Source organism: Pseudomonas sp. GW821-FHT09E12 (assembly GCF_059416085.1).
Genome location: NZ_JBWKOM010000006.1, coordinates 38566 through 59482 on the forward strand (window position 1 = coordinate 38566; position 20917 = coordinate 59482).

The window sequence follows — 20917 nt, forward strand, 5'->3', positions numbered from 1 at the left end:
CATCCATCACCCCGTTGATAATAGACAGACTTTTACATTGAGCCCGGGTAGGTGTCTGAGTATAATGGCGCGCTTCCATTTTCCCGCTCGGGAGCCCCCGCGATGCTGCGTATCAGCCAAGAAGCTCTGACCTTCGACGACATTCTCCTAGTGCCTGGTTATTCCGAGGTGCTTCCTAACGAAGTCAGTCTCAAGACCCGTCTTACCCGTGGCATCGAGCTGAATATTCCACTGGTTTCCGCCGCAATGGACACCGTCACTGAAGCCCGTCTGGCAATCGCCATGGCTCAGGAAGGTGGCATCGGCATCATCCACAAGAACATGACCATCGAGCAGCAAGCTGCCGAAGTCCGCAAGGTCAAGAAGTTCGAAGCCGGCGTCGTCAAAGACCCGATCACCATCGAGGCTGACGCCACGGTGCGCGACCTGTTCGAACTGACCCGCATGCACAATATTTCCGGCGTTCCGGTACTGCACGATGGCGACCTGGTCGGCATCGTCACTTCCCGTGACGTGCGTTTCGAAAACCGCCTGGACGCCAGTGTCCGTGAAGTGATGACGCCTAAAGAGCGCCTGGTCACGGTCAAGGAAGGCGCCGACAAGAACGACGTGCGCGAGCTGCTGCACAAGCACCGCATCGAGCGCGTGCTGATCGTCGACGACAAGTTCGCCCTCAAAGGCATGATGACCGTCAACGACATCGAAAAAGCCAAGGCTTACCCGCTGGCCAGCAAGGACGATCAAGGTCGTCTGCGCGTAGGTGCTGCCGTCGGTACCGGTAAAGACACCGGTGACCGCGTTGCCGCCCTGGTCAACGCCGGCGTGGACGTGGTGGTGGTCGACACTGCCCACGGTCACTCCAAAGGTGTGATCGACCGCGTTCGCTGGGTCAAGGAAAACTACCCGCAAGTGCAGGTAATCGGCGGCAACATCGCCACCGGTGCAGCAGCCAAGGCCCTGGCCGCAGCGGGCGCCGACGCGGTCAAGGTCGGTATCGGCCCTGGCTCGATCTGCACCACCCGTATCGTCGCCGGTGTCGGCGTACCGCAAATCAGCGCCATCGCCAATGTCGCCGCGGCCCTTGAAGGCACCGGCGTTCCATTGATCGCCGACGGCGGCATCCGCTTCTCCGGTGACCTGTCCAAGGCCATCGTCGCCGGTGCTTCCTGCGTGATGATGGGCTCGATGTTCGCCGGTACCGAAGAGGCGCCAGGCGAAATCGAACTGTTCCAGGGGCGCTCCTACAAGGCTTACCGCGGCATGGGTTCGCTGGGTGCCATGTCCCAGGCCCAGGGCTCTTCCGACCGTTACTTCCAGGACTCCTCTGCGGGTGCCGAGAAGCTGGTTCCGGAAGGCATCGAAGGCCGTGTTCCCTACAAGGGCACCCTGACCGCCATCATCCATCAGCTGATGGGTGGCCTGCGTTCTTCCATGGGCTACACCGGTAGCGCCAACATCGAAGAAATGCGCACCAAGCCAGAGTTCGTACGCATCACTGGCGCCGGCATGGCTGAATCCCACGTCCATGACGTGCAGATCACCAAGGAAGCGCCAAACTACCGCGTAGGTTGATGCTTCAAGCAAAACGTTAAATGACCGGGGCTGTTTTATTCAGCCCCGAGTCGTTTCTGAATCACGACTGTTTTCGAATTACCTAGACGAGACTGAATCATGGCCCTCGACATTCACGCCCACCGCATCCTGATCCTCGATTTCGGTTCTCAGTACACCCAATTGATCGCCCGTCGCGTGCGTGAAATCGGCGTGTACTGCGAACTGCATCCGTTCGACATGGATGACGAAGCGATTCGCGAATTCGCTCCCAAAGGCGTCATTCTCGCCGGCGGCCCCGAGTCCGTGCACGAAGCCAACAGCCCGCGTTGCCCGCAAGCGGTGTTCGACCTGGGCGTGCCGGTCTTCGGTATCTGCTACGGCATGCAGACCATGGCCGAGCAAATGGGCGGCAAGGTCGAGGGTTCCGAACTGCGTGAATTCGGTTATGCCCGCGTCGATGTGGTCGGCAAGAGCCGCCTGCTGGACGGCATCGAAGACCACGTCGACGCTGACGGCCTGTTCGGCCTCGACGTATGGATGAGCCACGGTGACAAGGTCACCAAGATGCCGCAAGACTTCCACATCCTGGCCAGCACCCCGAGCTGCCCGATCGCCGGCATGTTCAACGACGACCTGCGTTACTACGGCGTGCAGTTCCACCCGGAGGTGACCCACACCAAGCAGGGCGGTCGCATCCTGTCGCGCTTCATCCTCGACATCTGCGGCTGCGAAGCCCTGTGGACCCCATCGAAAATCGCTGAAGACGCCATCGCCCAGGTGCGTGCCCAGGTCGGCACCGACAACGTGCTGCTGGGCCTGTCCGGCGGCGTCGACTCCTCGGTGGTCGCGGCCCTGCTGCACAAGGCCATCGGCGACCAGCTGACCTGCGTTTTCGTCGACAACGGCCTGCTGCGCCTGCACGAAGGCGAGCAAGTGATGGCCATGTTCGCCGAGAACATGGGCGTCAAGGTGATCCGCGCCAACGCCGAGGAGCAGTTCCTCAACAACCTGGCCGGCGAAGCCGACCCGGAGAAGAAGCGCAAGATCATCGGCCGTACCTTCATCGACGTGTTCGATGCCGAATCCTGCAAGCTGGACAACATCAAGTTCCTGGCCCAGGGCACCATCTACCCGGACGTGATCGAGTCGGCTGGCGCCAAGAGCGGCAAGGCCCACGTGATCAAGTCGCACCACAACGTGGGCGGCCTGCCGGAAGAAATGAACCTCAAGCTGGTCGAGCCACTGCGCGAATTGTTCAAGGACGAAGTCCGTCGTCTGGGCCTGGAGCTGGGCCTGCCGTACGACATGGTCTACCGTCACCCGTTCCCGGGCCCGGGCCTGGGCGTGCGCATCCTTGGCGAAGTGAAGAAGGAATACGCCGACCTGCTGCGTCGCGCCGACCACATCTTCATCGAAGAGCTGCGCAAGGCCGACTGGTACCACAAGGTCAGCCAGGCGTTCGTGGTGTTCCAGCCGGTGAAATCGGTGGGCGTGGTCGGTGACGGCCGTCGTTACGCCTGGGTCGTGGCCCTGCGTGCCGTGGAAACCATCGACTTCATGACCGCGCGTTGGGCGCACCTGCCTTACGAGCTGCTGGAAACCGTCAGCGGCCGGATCATCAACGAGATCGAAGGCATCTCCCGCGTCACCTACGACGTGTCGAGCAAGCCGCCAGCCACCATCGAGTGGGAATGATCCCGGCCGAGTGATCGGCAGCTGATCGTTCAGGCAACAGCAATGGCGATCGAGACCTTCGGGTGTCGATCGCCATTTGTGTTTCAGGGTCTTTAAAAAGCCCGTTTTCCAGCCCTCCCGCAATACCAGGAAAGACATGGGCCCATCGTCGCCCGCCTGGCCTGTGTACCCTTGATAGACATTCATCGAACTCTCCCAGCGGCGGCCTCTGGCGACTCCGGCGCAGGTGTTCAGAATATTTGTGGTTGTCAGTTGACAACCAATTCATTGTTGACGAGACTGGAGGCCATGGATGGCTCGCACACCTCATCCCAAGAAAGACATTGAAATGGCGCTGCGTTACGCCGAATGGCAGGGCTGGCGCGTCGAAGTCGGCGGTAGTCATGCCTGGGGCAAGATCTACTGCCCTTACAACAGCGAGGTGTGTCGTTGCGGCGAGTTCTGCATCACCAGTGTGTGGAGCACGCCGAAAAATCCCCTCCAGCATGCCCGGGCACTGTGCCGGGTAATCGACAACTGCACGCTGAATCAGCTGCGCGGCGGGAAAGTCCCGCAACCTCGTCGGGAGTCATGACCATGGAATACCTGTTTACCCTCAACTACCTGCTGCCCGCCCACGACTGCGACCCGGACGTGCTGGTGGAGCGCCTTGGCGCGGGGGGCTGTACCGATGCGCTGGTCGGTACCGGGCTGGCGGGGCGCCTGGCACTGGAGTTCAGCCGCGAGGCCGAAAGCGGTGAGGCGGCGCTGCTCAGTGCCCTGGGCGATATCAAGCGGATCATTCCGGATGCGCGGCTGGTAGAGGCGAGCCCGGATTTCGTCGGCCTGAGCGAGATTGCCGACATCGTCGGGGTCTCCCGGCAGAACATGCGCAAGTTGATGCTCAACCATGCCGGCAGTTTCCCCCTGGCGATCCACGAGGGCAGTGCCTCGCTCTGGCATCTGGCGGAAGTGCTGAGCTGGCTGGAGGCCCGGGGCGGTTACCAGTTGCAGCATCCGGTGATAGAGGTGGCGCGGGTCGCGCAATCCGTGAACGTCGCCAAGGAGGCCCGGCGGGTCGGCACCCCGAGCGCCGAACTGGTGGCGCTGCTGGGTTGAGCGGGCCTGCCGCGGTGGTCAGCGTCGGGCGACGTCCGAGAAGTAGAACTTGTCCAGGGTATGGCGTGATTCGGTGTACTCGAACTGCCGGCCGTCCTGCAGGAAGGTCTGGTTGCTGACCACTATCACGTGGCTCTGGCCCTCCAGGTCCAGGTGCTGCTGGTCATCCCGGGTGCGCGGGGTGGCCTCGATGGTCCGCTGGGCGTAGCTGATCTGCAATTGCAGGGTCTGTTCGATGTAGGCGTAGATCGAGTGCTCGGCAATCTGCCGGTCCAGCCCCGGGATCAACTCGGCGACGAAGTGGTTGATGTCGAGAATCACCCGTTTGCCATCGATACGCCGCACCCGCTTGATGCGGGTAATCAGGCTGCCTTCCTCGGCCTGCAGGTGTTCGCGCAACGCGCCTTCGAGGGGGAACTGAGTGAACTCCACCACCTCGGTACTGACGTCGTTGCCCAGGCGCGGATAGGTTTCCTGGAAGCTGACAATGCCGCCCAGCTGGAACTCGATCGGGTGCGGCGACAGCACAAAAGTGCCCTTGCCATGGATCTTCTGGGCGAAGCCGCGCTCCTGCAGCTGCTCGATGGCCTTTCGCACAGTGCCGCGGCTGGCCTGGTAGCTGTCCATCAACTCGGTTTCGGAAGGCAGACGAGCGCCGCGTTCCAAGCGCTCGGTGGTGATGCTGGCAAGCAGATCGCTGTAGATCTGGTTGTATTTACTCATGGGATGGCTCTGTGCCGTCTGCGCTCAAGGCGGGAACCTTAAGGGCCGTGAGCGGATTTGTCTATTTGAGGCGAGTGGGTCGAACGCCTGACTGCGGGTGTCGAAATGGCAATGAAACACCTTACAGCAGTTTAAGAATTTTCTGTCGCGCATGGCGCGCTCTGCCGGAGAGTGTGGATCTAGAGCCGTTTTTGCGCAGCAGAAACTCCCTGCGACCCGGGTTTCGGAGCGATGCCGGCAAACTCGTCTGTACGAGTTGTTGCTTTAACTCGTACAGACGAGTATTTTTCGCTTCGGCGTGCTGCCAATAACAAAAAACCAAAGCGGAAGAACAAGCATGAGCCACGATTACTCCACGATCGCCAGCGAGTTGCTGCACAGCCTCGGTGGCGCCGACAACCTCGAACAAGCCGCGCATTGCGTCACCCGCCTGCGCCTGGCGCTCAAGGACCCGAGCCGGGTGGATAGCGCGACGCTGAACCAGATCGATCTGGTCAAGGGCTCGTTTTTCACCGGTGGCCTGTTCCAGGTGGTCATTGGCCCCGGCGAGGTCGAAAAGGTCTATGCCGCGTTGCGCCAACTCACCGGGCTGGCCGCTTCCACCATCGCCGACGTCAAGCAGAAGGGTGCCGACAAGACCAACGCCATGCAGCGTCTGGTGCGAGTGTTTTCCGATGTCTTCATGCCGATCCTGCCGGCGCTGATCATTGCCGGCCTGCTGATGGGGGTGAACAACCTGATCGGCGCCAAGGGCATGTTCATCGAAGGCCGGACCCTGCTCGAGGCCTATCCGACCCTGGATGGCGTGTGGAGCCTGATCAACCTGATGGCCAACACCTCCTTCGTATTCCTGCCGGCATTGGTGGGCTGGTCGGCGGCCAAGCGCTTTGGCGGCAGCGAAATTCTCGGCATCGTGCTGGGCCTGATGCTGGTGCACCCCGACCTGCTCAATGCCTGGAACTACGGCAAGGCCGTGGCCGGGCTGGAGGGCCAGAGCCTGCCGTACTTCGACATCTTCGGCCTGTTCCAGATCGAGAAGGTCGGCTATCAGGGGCAGATCCTGCCGATCCTGCTCGCGGCCTATGTCATGAGCGTCATCGAGAAATGGCTGCGGGCGCGGGTGCCGAATGCGATCACCTTGCTGGTCGTGCCCATCACCACCATCGTGGTCACCGGCGTGCTGGCACTGGCGGTGATCGGCCCGGTGACCCGGCACCTGGGAATCCTGATCACCGAAGGCGTGGTCACCCTGTTCGAACTGGCGCCAATGGTCGGCGGGGCGATTTTCGGCCTGCTCTACGCGCCGCTGGTGATCACCGGCATGCACCACATGTTCCTCGCCGTGGACCTGCAACTGATCTCGACCCAGGGCGGCACCTTCATCTGGCCGATGATCGTCATGTCCAACCTGGCCCAGGGCAGTGCGGCGCTGGCGGTGTTCAGCATGAGCCGCAACGCGCGGGACCGCAGCATGGCCTCGACCTCGGCGATCTCCGCCTATTTTGGCATCACCGAGCCGGCCATGTTCGGGGTCAACCTGCGCTACAAGTTCCCGTTCTACGCCGCGCTGATCGGCTCGGCGCTGGGCTGCATTTTCCTCTCGCTGAACAAGGTCCAGGCCTCGGCCATCGGCGTCGGTGGGCTGCCGGGATTCATCTCGATCATTCCCCAGTACATCCCGATGTTCGTGGTCGGCATGGTCGTCGCCCTGGTGGTGCCATTCGTGCTGACCTGCGGCTTGAGCATGAAGATCATCCGGCCGGGGTATCGCGTCGCTTGATAAATCGCATCGCGAGCAAGCTCGCTCCTACATGACCGCATATTCCTCTGTAGGAGCGAGCTTGCTCGCGATGAGGCCCTCAAGGCCTGTACCCAACCCATTGAAGGAGCCCGCCATGCAAGACTGGCAGCGTTCGGTGATCTACCAGATCTACCCGAAGAGTTTCTACAGCCACAGCGGTCAGGCCACCGGCGACCTGCTGGGGGTGGTCGACAAGCTCGACTACCTGCACTGGCTGGGTGTCGATTGCCTGTGGCTCACCCCGTTCCTGCGCTCGCCCCAGCGCGACAACGGCTACGACATCAGCGACTACTACACCATCGATCCGAGCTACGGGACCATGGCCGATTGCGAGTTGCTGATCGCCGAGGCCGGCAAGCGCGGCATCAAGCTGATGCTGGACATCGTGGTCAACCACACCTCCATCGAGCATGAGTGGTTCCAGCAGGCGCGCAGCAGCCTCGACAACCCGTATCGCGACTTCTACATCTGGCGTGACCAGCCGAACAACTGGGAGTCCAAGTTCGGCGGTTCCGCCTGGGAATACGAAGCGCAGACCGGCCAGTACTACCTGCACCTGTTCGACCATACCCAGGCGGACCTCAACTGGGACAACCCCCAGGTGCGCGCCGAAGTGTTCAAGATGATGCGTTTCTGGCGCGACAAGGGCGTGGGCGGCTTCCGCCTGGACGTGATCAACCTGATCTCCAAACCGGCGGATTTCCCGGAAGATGCCAGCGACGGTCGACGCTTCTATACCGACGGCCCGAACGTGCACCCGTACCTGCAGCAGATGCATCGCGAGGTCTTCGAGGGCTTTGACCTGATCAACGTCGGCGAGATGTCTTCCACCAGCCTCGAGCACTGCATTCGTTACTCGCAGCCCGAGTCGAAAGAGCTGTCGATGACCTTCAACTTCCACCACCTGAAGGTCGACTACCCGAACCTGCAGAAGTGGATCCGCGCCGATTTCGACTTCCTCCAGCTCAAGCGCATTCTCTCCGAGTGGCAGAGCGGCATGCAGGCCGGTGGCGGCTGGAATGCGCTGTTCTGGTGTAACCACGACCAGCCACGGGTGGTGTCGCGTTTCGGCGACGACGGCGAGTACCGGGTGGTCTCGGCGAAGATGCTCGCCACTGCGCTGCACTTCCTCCAGGGCACGCCGTTCGTGTACCAGGGCGAAGAGCTGGGCATGACCAACCCCGGCTTTACCCACATCGACCAATACCGCGATGTCGAGACCCTGAACATCTACCGCCTCAAGCGCGAAGCCGGCGACAGCGAGGCGGACAACATGGCGGCGATCATGCAGAAGTCCCGGGACAACGGGCGCACGCCGATGCAATGGAATACCGAGGCCCATGCCGGTTTCAGCAGCGTCGAGCCCTGGATCGGCGTGCCGGCCAATGCCGCGCAAATCAATGTCGAGCAGCAGCTCGAAGACCCGGATTCGGTGTTGCACCACTATCGCCAGCTGATTGCCCTGCGCCGTCGCGAGCCGCTGATCCAGGACGGCGAATATCGCCAGCTGCTGGCCGAGCACCCGCAGGTCTGGGCCTATCTGCGCGAGGGTCAGGGCGAGCGCCTGCTGGTGGTGAACAATTTCTACGGCAGCGCCTGCGAAGTGCAGTTGCCGGAGGGAGTGATGGCCGAGCGCATGGAGCAGCGCCTGGTCATCAGTAACTACGCAGACCATCAAACCCGCAGTCGCCAGCTGTTCCTGCGGCCTTACGAGTCCTTTGTCCTGCACCTGATCGACCGCTGACAACCTTCCCCGCATGAGCGCGGCGTGCCCGGTACACCGCGAGCTTTCGCTCGCCGGTAGGGCGGCGCCTGCGGGGCACACACACAGAATAAAAATAATGGGGTGGCTTATGAAAACAACAATAAATCGCGGTCTCGCAGCCTCTTGCGTCTGCCTGGCCTTGCCGTTCCCGGCCCAGGCCCTGGAGTTCGCCGGTTACTTGCGTAGCGGCCTCGGGACCTCGGTCAACAGCAGCTCGCAATCCTGTTTCCAGCTGCCCGGCGCCCAGTCCAAATACCGCCTGGGCAACGAATGCGAACAGTACGCCGAGCTGGAGCTGCGCCAGGACCTGTACACCCTGGACGACGGCTCGGTGCTCAGTGTCGATGCCATGGCGTCGCTGTATAACCAGTACGACCGCAGCCTGACCTTCCAGGGCGACAACGGCTCGGCGCGCATGCCGCAGATGTATGCCCAATGGTCGAACATGCCCAGCCTCAATGGCGGCTCGCTGTGGGCCGGCCGGCGTTACTACAAGCGCAACGACATCCATATCTCCGACTTCTACTACTGGAACCAGAGCGCCACTGGCGGCGGTATCGAGGACGTGCTGATCGGCGACCTGAAATACAGCTATGCCTTCTCGCGCAAGGACAACCTGTACCAGAAGGACTACATCAACCGGCACGACTTCAACGTCGCCGGTTTCAAGACCAACCCCGGCGGCGAGCTGGAACTGGGCCTGAGCTACATCGACAAGCCCGACAGTCGCGACGCCCATCGGGGCTGGGCGATCACCGCCCAGCATGTGCAAAAGGACTTCCTCGGCGGCAAGAACAAGCTGGCGTTGCAGTACGGCGAAGGCCCGGGCACCGGGCTGGGTTACACCGGCAATGTGCAACTGGACGACAGCAACAAGAGCTACCGCCTGGTGGAGTTCTTCGACTGGCAATTGACCCCGCGGTTTGGCGGGCAGGTCGAGGCGATCTATCAGAAAGACACCCGCCCCGACGGCAACGACCAGAACTGGATCTCCCTGGGCATCCGCCCGGCCTATGCGATCAGCGAGCAGTTCAAGCTGGTCACCGAGCTGGGCCACGATCAGGTCGAGGCCCCCGGCGGTACGCGCAAGCTCAGCAAGTTCACCTTCGCCCCGACCTGGTCGCCCAAGGGCCCGGAATTCTGGGCGCGCCCCGAGGTGCGTCTGTACTACACCTATGCCAGTTGGAACCAGGCCGCCAAGCGCGCGGCCAACGAGCTGGCGGCGGGGTCGGCACTGTCCGATACCGGCGCCTTCGGCACCGCCAGGCATGGCGCGAACGTCGGATTGCAAGTCGAGTACTGGTGGAAATAAGCGATGCTGTCGGGGCTCGCGCTCCATCGGCACTTACAAGAACAAACAGCAGGTGAAGTCATGGCTACAACCCAACAATTGCAACTGCTCGCGCCGCTGTCCGGGCTGCTGATGCCCCTGGAGCAAGTGCCGGACCCGGTGTTCAGCAGCCGGGTCATCGGTGACGGCCTGTGCATCGACCCGACCTCGCAGACCTTGCGCGCGCCGCTGGCCGGTGTGGTCAGCAATGTGCAGGACAGTGGCCATGCGGTGAGCATCACCGACGACAACGGGGTGCAGGTGCTGATGCACATCGGCCTGGACACGGTGAACCTGGCGGGCAAGGGCTTCAGCCGCCTGGTGGAGGAGGGCCAGCGGGTCGAGGCTGGGCAACCGCTGATCGAGTTCGATGCCGACTACATCGCCGTGCATGCCCGCAGCCTGCTGACGCTGATGCTGGTGGTCAGCGGCGAGCCGTTCACCTGGCTGACCGCGGACCGCGCGTTGGTGGACAGCGGCCAGCCGTTGTTGCAGCTGAGCCTGGGCGCGCCTGCGCCAAGCGCGGAGCCCGAGGAAGAGGGCGAGGCGCGGTTTTCCAAACCGGTGACGCTGCCCAATCCCAATGGCCTGCATGCGCGCCCGGCGGCGGTGTTCGCCCAGGCGGCCAAGGGCTTCAAGGCGAGCATCTGCCTGCACAAGCAGCAGGCCAGCGCCAACGCCAAGTCCCTGGTGGCGATCATGGCGTTGCAGACCGCGCAGGGCGATGCCCTGCAAGTCAGCGCGGCGGGTGAGGATGCCGAGAGGGCGATCAAGACCCTAGCCGAGTTGCTGGCGAGTGGTTGTGGCGAGGCGGTGACCGCGGTGATCGCCGCCGAACCTGTGGCGGCGGTTGCGACGCCAGCGGGCAAGTTGCTGCGGGGCGTCTGCGCCTCGACGGGCTCGGCCTTCGGGCAAGTGGTGCAGGTGGCCGAGCAGAAGCTTGAGGTCGTCGAGTTCGCCAGCGATCAGGCCGCGCAGCGCGGGCAGCTGGAACGGGCGCTGGCGCAGGCCAACGCGGCCCTGCAAGTCCTGCGGGACAAGGCCGCTAGTGCAGCCCAGGGCGAGATCTTCAAGGCTCACCAGGAACTGCTGGAAGACCCGAGCCTGCTGGAGCAGGCCCAGGCCCTGATCAGCGACGGCAAAAGCGCGGCATTCGCCTGGAACCGCGCCACCGAAGCCACCGCCGAGCTGTTCAAGGGGGCAGGCAGTCCGTTGCTGGCCGAGCGCGCCCTGGACCTGATGGATGTCGGCCAGCGGGTGCTCAAGTTGCTGCTGGGTGTACAGGACAGCGCCTGGGCCCTGCCGGAGCAGGCGATCCTGATTGCCGAGCAGCTCACCCCGTCCCAGACCGCCGGCCTCGATACCCGCAAGGTGCTGGGTTTCGCCACGGTCGGCGGCGGGGCCACCAGTCATGTGGCGATTCTGGCCCGGGCCCTGGGGTTGCCGGCGATCTGCGGCCTGCCGGTACAGGTGCTGGCGTTGGCCAGCGGCACACCGGTGCTGCTGGATGCCGACCAGGGCGAATTGCACCTGGAGCCTGCGCCGGCGGTGATCGCGCAGTTGCAGGCACGACGTCAGCAGCAACAGCAGCGCCAGCGCCAGGAGCTGGAGCAGTCGGCCCAGGCCGCGGTGACCCGCGACGGCCATCACTTCGAGGTGACGGCCAACGTCGCCTCGCTGGCCGAGGCCGAGCAGGCCATGGACCTGGGCGGGGAGGGCGTCGGCCTGTTGCGTTCGGAATTTCTTTACCAGGACCGCGGCGTCGCCCCGAGCCACGAGGAGCAGGCCGCGACCTACAGCGCCATCGCCCGGGCCCTGGGGCCGGAGCGCAATCTGGTGGTGCGGACCCTGGATGTCGGCGGCGACAAACCGCTGGCCTATGTGCCGATGGAGCCTGAAGCCAACCCCTTCCTCGGCATGCGCGGGATCCGCCTGTGCCTGGAGCGCCCGCAGCTGTTGCGCGAACAGTTCCGGGCGATCCTCGCCAGCGCCGGGCTGGCCCGCCTGCACATCATGCTGCCGATGGTCACCCAGCTGGCGGAGTTGCGGCAGGCACGGCAGATGCTGGAGGACGAAGCCCTGGCCCTGGGGTTCAAGGAGTTGCCAAAGCTGGGGATCATGATCGAAGTGCCGTCGGCGGCGCTGCTGGCCGACCTGTTCGCGCCGGAGGTGGACTTCTTCTCCATCGGCACCAACGACCTGACCCAGTACACCCTGGCCATGGACCGCGATCATCCGCGCCTGGCCAGCCAGGCCGACAGTTTCCACCCGGCGGTGCTGCGCCTGATCGCCTCCACGGTCAAGGCCGCCCATGCCCATGGCAAGTGGGTCGGCGTGTGCGGGGCGCTGGCTTCGGAAACCCTGGCGGTGCCGCTGTTGCTGGGGCTGGGCGTGGATGAGCTGTCGGTCAGCGTGCCGCTGATTCCGGCGATCAAGGCCGGCGTGCGCGAGGTCGAGTTGAGCCAGTGCCAGGCCCTCGCCGGGCGCATTCTCGGCCTGGAAAGCGCCGAGCAGGTGCGTGACGCCTTGCACCAGCATCGGCAATCGACGCTGGCCCCTTCACCGGTTCTGGAGAACTGAACATGTTCGAGAAATTGCAGCGGGCGTTCTGGAAGGCCCTGACCCCGGACCTGGTGCCCGACCAACCGAAAGCGCCGGCCCCGGTCAAGGACGACGCCGCCCTGGACGAGGCCGTGATTGCGGCGCTGGGCGGCGCCAACAACCTCAAGACCCGGCAGCGCGTGGCCCTGACCCGGGTGCGGGTGGAATTGCATGACCCGACTTTGCTCGATGCCACAGCCTTGCGTAGCGCCGGCGTGCCCGGGGTGATGGCGCTGGTCGGCGGCGTGGTGCATCTGCTCGTTGGCTTGTCTCCGACGTAGCCGCTGCCGAGCGAGCGAGGCTGCGTACGGATGCGAAGCGTCCGCAACCCAGGCAATGCGTTGCACCTGAGCCACCACGTTGGATGCCTTGGCGGGCGCTTCGCGCCCGTACGCAGCCTCGCAAGCTCGGCAGCGGCTACAGGGGCGGTTACGCCTGCGGCCGGTCGCCGCGCCGGCCTTACTGTTTCTCAACTGCGGGTGTATCGTATTCGCCTTTTGCGGGCCCCGGCCCGCCGCGGATACGTGAGGTAGTTGAGTCCATGTCCTTTACCCGTCGACAGATACTCGGTGGTCTGGCCGGTCTTGCCGTGGTTGGCGTGGGCGCCGGCGGCGCGGCGCGTTACTGGCTGGGCAAGATGGCCGACGCCGAGGCGGGCCACGATTATCAACTGATCGCCGCGCCGCTGGACGTGGAACTGGTGCCGGGCCACAAGACCGAAGCCTGGGCCTTCGGCCCGTCCGCGCCGGGCACCGAGCTGAGGGTGCGCCAGGGCGAGTGGCTGCGGGTGCGCTTCATCAACCACCTGCCGGTGGCCACCACCATCCACTGGCATGGCATCCGCCTGCCGCTGGAAATGGACGGCGTGCCTTACGTCTCGCAATTGCCGGTGATGCCGGGCGAATACTTCGACTACAAGTTCCGCGTACCGGATGCCGGCAGCTACTGGTACCACCCCCACGTCAACAGCAGCGAAGAACTGGGTCGCGGCCTGGTTGGCCCGCTGATCATCGAAGAGCGCGAACCCACCGGCTTCAAGTACGAACGCACCCTGAGCCTGAAAAGCTGGCATGTGGATGAAGCAGGCGCCTTCGTGCCTTTCAGCATTCCCCGCGAGGCGGCGCGTGGCGGTACGGCGGGGCGCCTGTCGACCATCAATGGCGTGTCCCAGGCAGTGGTGGAAATCCCGGCCGGGCAGATCACCCGCGTGCGCCTGCTCAACCTCGACAACACCCTGACCTACCGCATCAACATTCCGGGTGTCGAAGCGCAAATCTACGCCCTGGACGGCAACCCCATCGAGCCGCGGCCGCTGGGCAAGGAATACTGGCTGGGGCCGGGCATGCGCATCTGCCTGGCGATCAAGGCGCCGCCGGCCGGTGAAGAATTGTCGCTGCGCAACGGCCCGGTGCGCCTGGGCACCTTGCGTTCGGTGGCCAACAGCGATGCGCCGACCGAGTGGCCGCCGGCGTTGCCGGCCAACCCGATCGCCGAGCCGGACCTGGATAACGCCGAGAAGCTCAACTTCAACTTCGAGTGGGTTGGCTCGGTCTCGGTGAACGTGGACAATGGCAAGCCACCGAGCCTCTGGCAGATCAACGGCAAGGCTTGGGACATCACCGACAAGACCTGCGCCGACCGCCCGATCGCCACGCTCAAGAAGGGCCAGAGCTACATTTTCGAATTGAAGAACATGACTCAGTACCAGCACCCGATCCACTTGCACGGCATGAGCTTCAAGGTCATTGCCTCGAACCGCAAGAAGATCACCCCGTACTTCACCGACACCTACCTGCTGGGCAAGAACGAGCGTGCCCGGGTGGCGCTGGTGGCGGATAACCCGGGGGTATGGATGTTCCATTGCCATGTGATCGACCACATGGAAACCGGCCTGATGGCCGCCATCGAGGTGGCCTGATGCGGCAGATTCGCCCCGCCCGGATCATCGATCGCAGCCGCGACCAGGACTTCATGCGTGAAGCCCTGGCCCTGGCCGCCCAGGGCGCGGCCCTGGGCGAGGTGCCGGTGGGCGCGGTGCTGGTGCAGGACGGGGAAATCATCGGCCGAGGTTTCAACTGCCCGATCAGCGGCAGCGATCCCAGCGCCCACGCGGAAATGGTCGCGATCCGCGCCGCGGCCCAGGCGGTCGACAACTATCGCCTGCCCGGCAGCACCCTCTACGTGACCCTGGAGCCGTGCAGCATGTGCGCCGGGCTGATCGTGCATTCGCGCATCGCCCGAGTGGTATACGGCGCGCTGGAGCCCAAGGCGGGCATCGTACAGAGCCAGGGGCAGTTCTTCAGCCAGGGCTTTCTCAACCACCGGGTATTGGTCGAGGGCGGGGTGCTGGCCGAGGAATGCGGCGCGGTGTTGAGCGAGTTTTTCAAGGCACGCCGGGCCAGTCGCAACTGAGTCCCTGCCTCTGTAGGAGCGAAGCTTGCTCGCGATGACGCCAGCCCGGGCCATGCATACCTCGAACCTGGCGTGACGCTTGAAATCGCTATCGCGGGCAAGCCTCGCTCCTACACGGCGCGGGGCATTTATTTCCTGGCGACAATCACCGCGCGCATCGGCGCCGGCAGGCCTTCGATGGTCTTGCTGTGGTCGTTGGGGTCGAGGAAATCGCTCAGCGACTGGTACTTCATCCACTCGGTGCCGCGCTGCTCCTCGATGCTGGTCACGCTCACATCCACGCAACGCACATCGCTGAAGCCGGCACGGCGCAGCCACAGTTCCAGGGCCGGCACCGACGGCAGGAACCACACGTTACGCATCTGCGCGTAGCGGTCTTCCGGCACCAGCACCTGATGCCGGTCGCCTTCCACCACCAGGGTTTCCAGCACCAGTTCGCCGCCCTTGACCAGGCAGTCCTTGAGCGCCAGCAAATGCTCGATCGGCGAGCGGCGGTGGTAGAACACGCCCATGGAAAACACCGTGTCGAAGCCTTCCAGGTTGGGTGGCAGATCTTCGAACGGGAACGGCAGGTGCCACACCGCGGGCTCCGACAGGTAACGCTGCACCGCCTGGAACTGGCAGAAGAACAGCCAGTTCGGATCGACGCCGATCACGCTGTGGGCACCGGCGCCGAGCATGCGCCACATATAGTAGCCGTTGCCGCAGCCGACATCGAGGATGCGTTTGCCTTGCAGGTCCAGGTGCTTCGCGAGCCGCGACCATTTCCAGTCCGAGCGCCATTCGGTGTCCACATGCACGCCGAACAGGTCGAACGGGCCCTTGCGCCAGGGCGACAGGCCCATCAGCGCGCTGCGCATCTGGGCGCGGGTGGCGTCGTCGCAATCGGTATCCAGGGTCAGGCCGTTGAGCAGGTCGACCGTGCTCGGCTGGATCTTCGGCAGCGCGTCCAGCGCGCTCTGCCAGCGCTCCAGGTCGCCGTGGCCCTTTTCCATCTTGGTGTCGAGTTGCGCTTGCAGGGTGTTGGCCCAGTCGGCCAGCGGCGTACCGGCCAGACGGCGGGCGAGGGGGGACAGATCAATCATGGCAAGGCAATCAACGAGGCAAAGTTAAGACACTGGAACCACGGCACGACTTTCGAGAACCCGGCGGCCAGCAGGCGTTCGCGGTGTTCTTCGAGGCTGTCGGGCTTCATGACGTTTTCGATGGCGCTGCGCTTCTGGGCGATTTCCAGTTCGCTGTAGCCGTTGGCGCGCTTGAAGGCGATGTGCAGGTCGGTGAGCAGCGCATGCTCCTCGGGGTCGTTGAAGCGCAGTTTCTCCGAGAGAATCAGCGCGCCGCCGGGCAGCAGCGCCTGGCGAATGCGCCCGAGCAGGGCCAGGCGCTGTTCGGGGGCGATGAATTGCAGGGTGAAGTTCAGCGCCACCACCGAGGCCGGCTGGAACTCCAGGGCGAGGATGTCGCCTTCGATCACTTCGACCGGCAACAGCTCCTGGAACATCGAGTCCTGGCCGTTGAGGTACTCGCGGCAGCGCTCGACCATGGCCGCTGAATTGTCTATGGCGATCACCCGGCAGCCGTCGGTGCGCACATGGCGGCGCAGGGCTTGGGTCACGGCGCCGAGGGACGAGCCCAGGTCGTAGAGCACGCTATTGGGCTGGGTGAACTGGGCGGCGAGCACGCCAAGGTTCTCGACAATGGTCGGGTAACCCGGCACCGAGCGCTTGATCATGTCCGGGAACACCCGCACCACGTCCTCGTTGAAGGCGAAGTCGGGCACCTGGGCCAGGGGCTGGGCGAAAAGGCGGTCGGGTTCTTTGCTCACGGCGGTTCCAGCGGTGGAGATAGAAAGAGGGGCGGCATTGTAGCCGCTGCCGCAGGCTGCGATAAGGCCCGAAGGGCCTTCAGGGCCTCAAGGGCGACACAAGGCGCCGCCCGGTGGATTCCCCGCCGGTGGCCCTGTAGCCACTGCCGAGCCCGCGAGGCTGCGCACGAGGACGTAGTCCTCGCCAAGCCTGCGCATGGAGTTTATCTGAAGGACCGCGGTGGCCGGTTTTACGGCCGCTTTGTCGGAATGCCGCCCAGACCGATCGCAGCCTCGCGGGCTCGGCAGCGGCTACAGGCTCAGCGGGGCTTCTGGCGGAAGGCCGACGCCGCGATCCCCCATTGCCCCAGCCAGTAACTGAGGATGATCAGGTAGGGCGCGGCATCGAAGGCCACCACAAAACGGCTGATGCCGATCACGCTGTCGGAGAACACAAAGGCCACGGCGCCGGCGGCGGCCAGTTGCGCCGAGCGCTTGGGCACGTCGCTGCCCAGGCGAGCCAGGGCGCGCCAGAGCATGGCGCTGATGGCCAGGCCATAGACGATCACCGGCACCAGCAACGGGCCGAGGCCATGGCTGATCAGGATGCCCAGCAACGCCGCGCCGACGACCAGGGCCAGCAGCAGGGGCAAGGGCGCCAGGCGCCGGCAATCGCTGGTATAGGCCTTGAGATAGGCCAGGTGCGCGACCAGGAAGGCGCCGAGGCCGAACACGAACAGGTCGGCGGGCCAGGCCAGCAGCACGTCGCCGAGCAGGGAGAACAACAGGCCGAGGCTGATCCAGCGGCGATAGTCGCTGGGGGGCGCATCGTGCAGCCAGCCGAGCAGGGCCAGCACCGGCAGCGGCTTGACCAGCAGGCACAGCAGGGTGGCGTGAATGCTCAGGCCGTAGAGGAAGGTCACCGCGCCCATCAGCGCCAGGATCAGCCAGCCCATGTCATTTGACCGAAATGGCGCAGTCGAAGGCTTTCACCGGCGCGACTTCCGGGGCCCAGGGCTGTTGATAGGTCAGCAGCAGGCGCCCGGTGCCGGCGGCGAAGGCCTGGAAACGCCAGGTGGACTGGCCGGCGCTGCCCACCAAGCCACTGTCTTCGGGGTTGCTGTAGACCTCGGGGCTGATTTTGCGCAGCACGCCGCCGGCCGAGTCCTGGATCGCCCAGCGATAACCCGTGGTCGGGTTGCTCGGCAGGGTCAGGATCAGGTTTTGCCCATTGCTCAGTTGCACTGGGCATTCGCTCTGGTTCTCGACCGTGACGTTGTGCTTGGGTTGGCTGGCGCAGGCGGCGAGCAGGGCGAGGCTGAGGGGCAGCAACAGGCGAATCGGTGACATGGGTCAGAAAGCTCCGGTCATGACAAAGGGCGAGCATAACCGAAGATTGAGGAATATGTGGTGGAGCAGGGCTGTTGTAGGAGCGAAGCTTGCTCGCGATGAACGATGACGCGGTGCGTCAGGTACTACGCGTTACCTTCATCGCGGGCAAGCCTCGCTCCTACAGGTCCAGGGTTAGAACAGCACTTTCGCCACATCGGCGAAACGCTTGGCAAAGTGCACGGTGATGCCTTCCTTGAGGTAGTCCGGCAGCTCTTCGAAGTGGCCGCGGTTGGCTTCCGGCAGGATCAGCTCGTAGAGCTTCTGCCGGCGCGCCGCGATGACCTTCTCGCGCACCCCGCCGATGGGCAGGACATGCCCGGTCAGGGTCAGCTCGCCGGTCATGGCCACGCCCTTTTTCGGCGGCTGGTTGCGTGCCAGGGACAGCAGGGCGCTGGCCATGGTCACCCCGGCGCTCGGGCCATCCTTCGGCGTGGCGCCTTCCGGCACGTGCAGGTGGACGAATGCCTCGTCGAAGAATTTGGCATCGCCACCGAATTGCTTGAGGTGCGAGGTGACGTAGCTGTAGGCGATTTCCGCCGACTCCTTCATCACATCGCCCAACTGCCCGGTGAGCTTGAAGCCACGGTTGAGGGTATGAATCCGCGTGGCTTCGATCGGCAGCGTGGCGCCGCCCATGCTGGTCCAGGCCAGGCCCGTGATCACCCCGGTGCCGCTGAGCACCTGCTCGTTGCGGAACACCGGCATGCCCAGGGACGCCTCCAGATCTTTCGGGCCGAGCTTGATCACCGCGTCCGGTTCTTCCAGCAGCCGCACCACGGCCTTGCGCACCAGTTTGCCCAGCTGTTTCTCCAGCTGGCGCACGCCGGCCTCGCGGGCGTAACCATCGATCACCGCGCGCAGGGCCGCGTCGCTGATACTCAGGTTGGCCTTGGACACACCCGCCTTTTCCAGCTGCTTGGGCCACAGGTGGCGCTTGGCGATGGCCAGCTTTTCCTCGGTGATGTAGCCCGACAGGCGAATCACTTCCATCCGGTCCAGCAACGGGCCGGGAATCGAATCCAGGGTGTTGGCGGTGCACACGAACAGCACTTTCGACAGGTCCAGGCGCAGGTCCAGATAGTGGTCGAGGAATTCCACGTTCTGTTCCGGGTCGAGGGTTTCCAGCAGCGCCGAGGCCGGGTCGCCCTGGTAGCTCTGGCCCATCTTGTCGATCTCGTCGAGCATGATCACTGGGTTCATCACCTCGACGTCTTTCAACGCTTGCACCAGCTTGCCCGGCAAGGCACCGATGTAGGTGCGGCGGTGGCCCTTGATCTCGGCCTCGTCACGCATGCCACCGACGCTGAAGCGGTAGAACGGCCGGCCCAGGGATTCGGCGATGGACTTGCCGACACTGGTCTTGCCCACGCCGGGCGGGCCCACCAGCAGCACGATGGAGCCGCTGATCTCGCCCTTGTAGGCGCCGACCGCGAGGAATTCGAGGATCCGGCTCTTGATGTCGTCGAGCCCGGCGTGGTGCTGGTCCAGCACCTTGCGCGCATGCTTGAGGTCGAGCTTGTCCTCGCCGTACACGCCCCAAGGCACCGCGGTGGCCCATTCCAGGTAGTTGCGGGTGACCGCGTACTCCGGCGAGCCGGTCTCGAGGATCGACAGTTTGTTCATTTCCTCCACGATGCGCTTTTGCGCTTGAGGAGGCAGGACCTTGCCAGCCAGGCGCTGCTCGAACTGCTCGATGTCGGCGCTGCGATCGTCCTTGGTCAGGCCCAGCTCCTGCTGGATGACCTTGAGCTGTTCCTTGAGGAAGAACTCGCGCTGGTGTTCGCCGATCTTGCGATTGACCTCGGCGGAAATCTCTTTCTGCAGGCGCGCGACCTCGACTTCCTTGCGCAGCATCGGCAGGACTTTTTCCATGCGCTTGAGCATCGGCACGCAGTCGAGCACTTCCTGCAGTTCGTTGCCGGTGGCCGAGGTCAGCGCGGCGGCGAAGTCGGTCAAAGGCGACGGGTCGTTGGGGCTGAAGCGGTTGAGGTAGTTCTTCAGCTCTTCGCTGTACAGCGGGTTGAGCGGCAGCAGTTCCTTGATCGCGTTGATCAGTGCCATGCCGTAGGCCTTGACCTCGTCGGTCGGCTCGCTCGGCTGGTGCGGGTATTCGACCTCCACCAGATAGGGCGGGCGATGGTGCTTGAGCCAGGTGCGGATGCGCACGCGGGTCAGGCCCTGGGCCACGAACTGCAACTTGCCGTTCTCGCGGCTGGCGTGGTGCACCTTGACCAGGGTGCCGTACAGCGGCAGGGCCGAGGTGTCGAAATGGCGTGGGTCTTCCGGCGGGGTGTCCATGAAGAACAGCGCCAGGGAATGGTGTTCGGACTTGCTCACCAGCTCCAGGGTTTCGGCCCAGGGTTCTTCGTTGACGATCACCGGCAAGACTTGCGCGGGGAAGAACGGCCGATTGTGGATCGGGATGATGTAGACCTTGTCCGGCAGATTCTGCCCGGGCAGGGCCAGGCCCTTGCCGGAGGACGTATGGAGTTCGGCGTTTTCCGGGTCGGCGTATTCACTCATGGTTTCAGGAAGTTCTTGCTGGTCGCTCATGGGGCACCTGCGCAATGGGGTATGCCAGGTTAGATGGGGCAGGTGACGAGCGGTTTCAATGGTGCCCGGGCCGGATCAATTATTTCAGTCCTTGTCGCCGCAACGCAGTGCAGCCTCCAAAGCGCTGATTGTGAGGCTGTCATTTCTGCGCAAGAACGTTGGTAAATTGGCGGTGACAAAAAAATGACT

At 64.0% G+C, this 20917-nt stretch carries 17 protein-coding genes; 11 read left to right on the forward strand and 6 right to left on the reverse strand.

The window, feature by feature from the left end:
* The first annotated feature begins 102 nt into the window (after nt 1–102).
* The 4 genes from guaB to AC07PQ_RS18445 all read left to right on the forward strand — a co-directional run bounded on the left by guaB (nt 103) and on the right by AC07PQ_RS18445 (nt 4347).
* The gene (gene guaB, locus AC07PQ_RS18430) at nt 103–1572 is read left to right on the forward strand and encodes an IMP dehydrogenase (protein WP_007929561.1); all 1470 of its coding nucleotides are present in this window, start codon (nt 103–105) and stop codon (nt 1570–1572) included.
* Nucleotides 1573–1671: 99 nt separating this feature from the next.
* On the forward strand, nt 1672–3249 hold the full coding sequence (gene guaA / locus AC07PQ_RS18435) for a glutamine-hydrolyzing GMP synthase (RefSeq protein WP_007929562.1): 1578 nt from the start codon (nt 1672–1674) through the stop codon (nt 3247–3249).
* A gap of 292 nt (nt 3250–3541) precedes the next feature.
* Nucleotides 3542–3823, forward strand: coding sequence for a hypothetical protein (locus AC07PQ_RS18440; protein ID WP_007929564.1), 282 nt, complete (start codon nt 3542–3544; stop codon nt 3821–3823).
* A 2-nt stretch (nt 3824–3825) separates the two neighbouring features.
* Nucleotides 3826–4347, forward strand: coding sequence for a helix-turn-helix transcriptional regulator (locus AC07PQ_RS18445; protein ID WP_007929565.1), 522 nt, complete (start codon nt 3826–3828; stop codon nt 4345–4347).
* An 18-nt stretch (nt 4348–4365) separates the two neighbouring features.
* Here the strand turns inward: AC07PQ_RS18445 and treR are convergent, their stop codons facing one another.
* A complete protein-coding gene (gene treR, locus AC07PQ_RS18450; RefSeq protein WP_007929570.1) occupies nt 4366–5070 on the reverse strand; it encodes a trehalose operon repressor in 705 nt (234 codons plus the stop codon).
* Nucleotides 5071–5407: 337 nt separating this feature from the next.
* On the opposite strand from treR, the gene treP reads away from it, so the two are divergent.
* The 7 genes from treP (at nt 5408) to tadA (ending at nt 14979) form a co-directional block, all read left to right on the forward strand.
* Nucleotides 5408–6850 carry a PTS system trehalose-specific EIIBC component gene (gene treP, locus AC07PQ_RS18455; RefSeq protein ID WP_009045423.1) on the forward strand — a complete coding sequence of 481 codons (1443 nt, stop codon included), beginning with the start codon at nt 5408–5410 and terminating at the stop codon, nt 6848–6850.
* Nucleotides 6851–6965: 115 nt separating this feature from the next.
* Nucleotides 6966–8615 (forward strand): alpha,alpha-phosphotrehalase, encoded by a 1650-nt coding sequence (gene treC, locus AC07PQ_RS18460; protein ID WP_493186156.1) that lies wholly within the window; start codon nt 6966–6968, stop codon nt 8613–8615.
* A gap of 109 nt (nt 8616–8724) precedes the next feature.
* Complete coding sequence (locus AC07PQ_RS18465; RefSeq protein ID WP_493186155.1) at nt 8725–9948, forward strand: maltoporin; 1224 nt, start codon at nt 8725–8727, stop codon at nt 9946–9948.
* A 60-nt stretch (nt 9949–10008) separates the two neighbouring features.
* Complete coding sequence (gene ptsP / locus AC07PQ_RS18470; protein WP_493186154.1) at nt 10009–12546, forward strand: phosphoenolpyruvate--protein phosphotransferase; 2538 nt, start codon at nt 10009–10011, stop codon at nt 12544–12546.
* Between the two features lie 2 nt (nt 12547–12548).
* Nucleotides 12549–12848 (forward strand): PTS sugar transporter subunit IIB, encoded by a 300-nt coding sequence (locus tag AC07PQ_RS18475; protein WP_493186153.1) that lies wholly within the window; start codon nt 12549–12551, stop codon nt 12846–12848.
* A gap of 260 nt (nt 12849–13108) precedes the next feature.
* Entirely contained in the window at nt 13109–14485 is a 1377-nt protein-coding gene (locus tag AC07PQ_RS18480; protein WP_007929587.1) for a multicopper oxidase family protein, read from the forward strand.
* Nucleotides 14485–14979: a tRNA adenosine(34) deaminase TadA gene (gene tadA / locus AC07PQ_RS18485; RefSeq protein ID WP_053262491.1), complete on the forward strand. Its 495-nt coding sequence runs from the start codon at nt 14485–14487 to the stop codon at nt 14977–14979. The genes AC07PQ_RS18480 and tadA overlap by 1 nt, the downstream gene beginning before the upstream one ends.
* 128 nt (nt 14980–15107) lie before the next feature.
* Here tadA and cmoB read toward each other — a convergent pair whose 3' ends face one another.
* The 5 genes from cmoB to lon form a co-directional block, all read right to left on the reverse strand.
* The gene (gene cmoB / locus AC07PQ_RS18490; protein ID WP_493186152.1) at nt 15108–16064 is read right to left on the reverse strand and encodes a tRNA 5-methoxyuridine(34)/uridine 5-oxyacetic acid(34) synthase CmoB; all 957 of its coding nucleotides are present in this window, start codon (nt 16062–16064) and stop codon (nt 15108–15110) included.
* Nucleotides 16061–16804, reverse strand: coding sequence for a carboxy-S-adenosyl-L-methionine synthase CmoA (cmoA, locus tag AC07PQ_RS18495; protein WP_493186151.1), 744 nt, complete (start codon nt 16802–16804; stop codon nt 16061–16063). Before cmoA ends, cmoB begins: the two co-directional genes overlap by 4 nt.
* Nucleotides 16805–17103: 299 nt before the next feature.
* On the reverse strand, nt 17104–17739 hold the full coding sequence (locus AC07PQ_RS18500) for a lysoplasmalogenase (protein ID WP_101338975.1): 636 nt from the start codon (nt 17737–17739) through the stop codon (nt 17104–17106).
* Between the two features lies 1 nt (nt 17740).
* Nucleotides 17741–18133 (reverse strand): protease inhibitor I42 family protein, encoded by a 393-nt coding sequence (locus AC07PQ_RS18505; RefSeq protein WP_007930776.1) that lies wholly within the window; start codon nt 18131–18133, stop codon nt 17741–17743.
* Between the two features lie 174 nt (nt 18134–18307).
* Nucleotides 18308–20728 (reverse strand): endopeptidase La, encoded by a 2421-nt coding sequence (gene lon / locus AC07PQ_RS18510; protein WP_087090077.1) that lies wholly within the window; start codon nt 20726–20728, stop codon nt 18308–18310.
* Nucleotides 20729–20917: the final 189 nt, after the last annotated feature.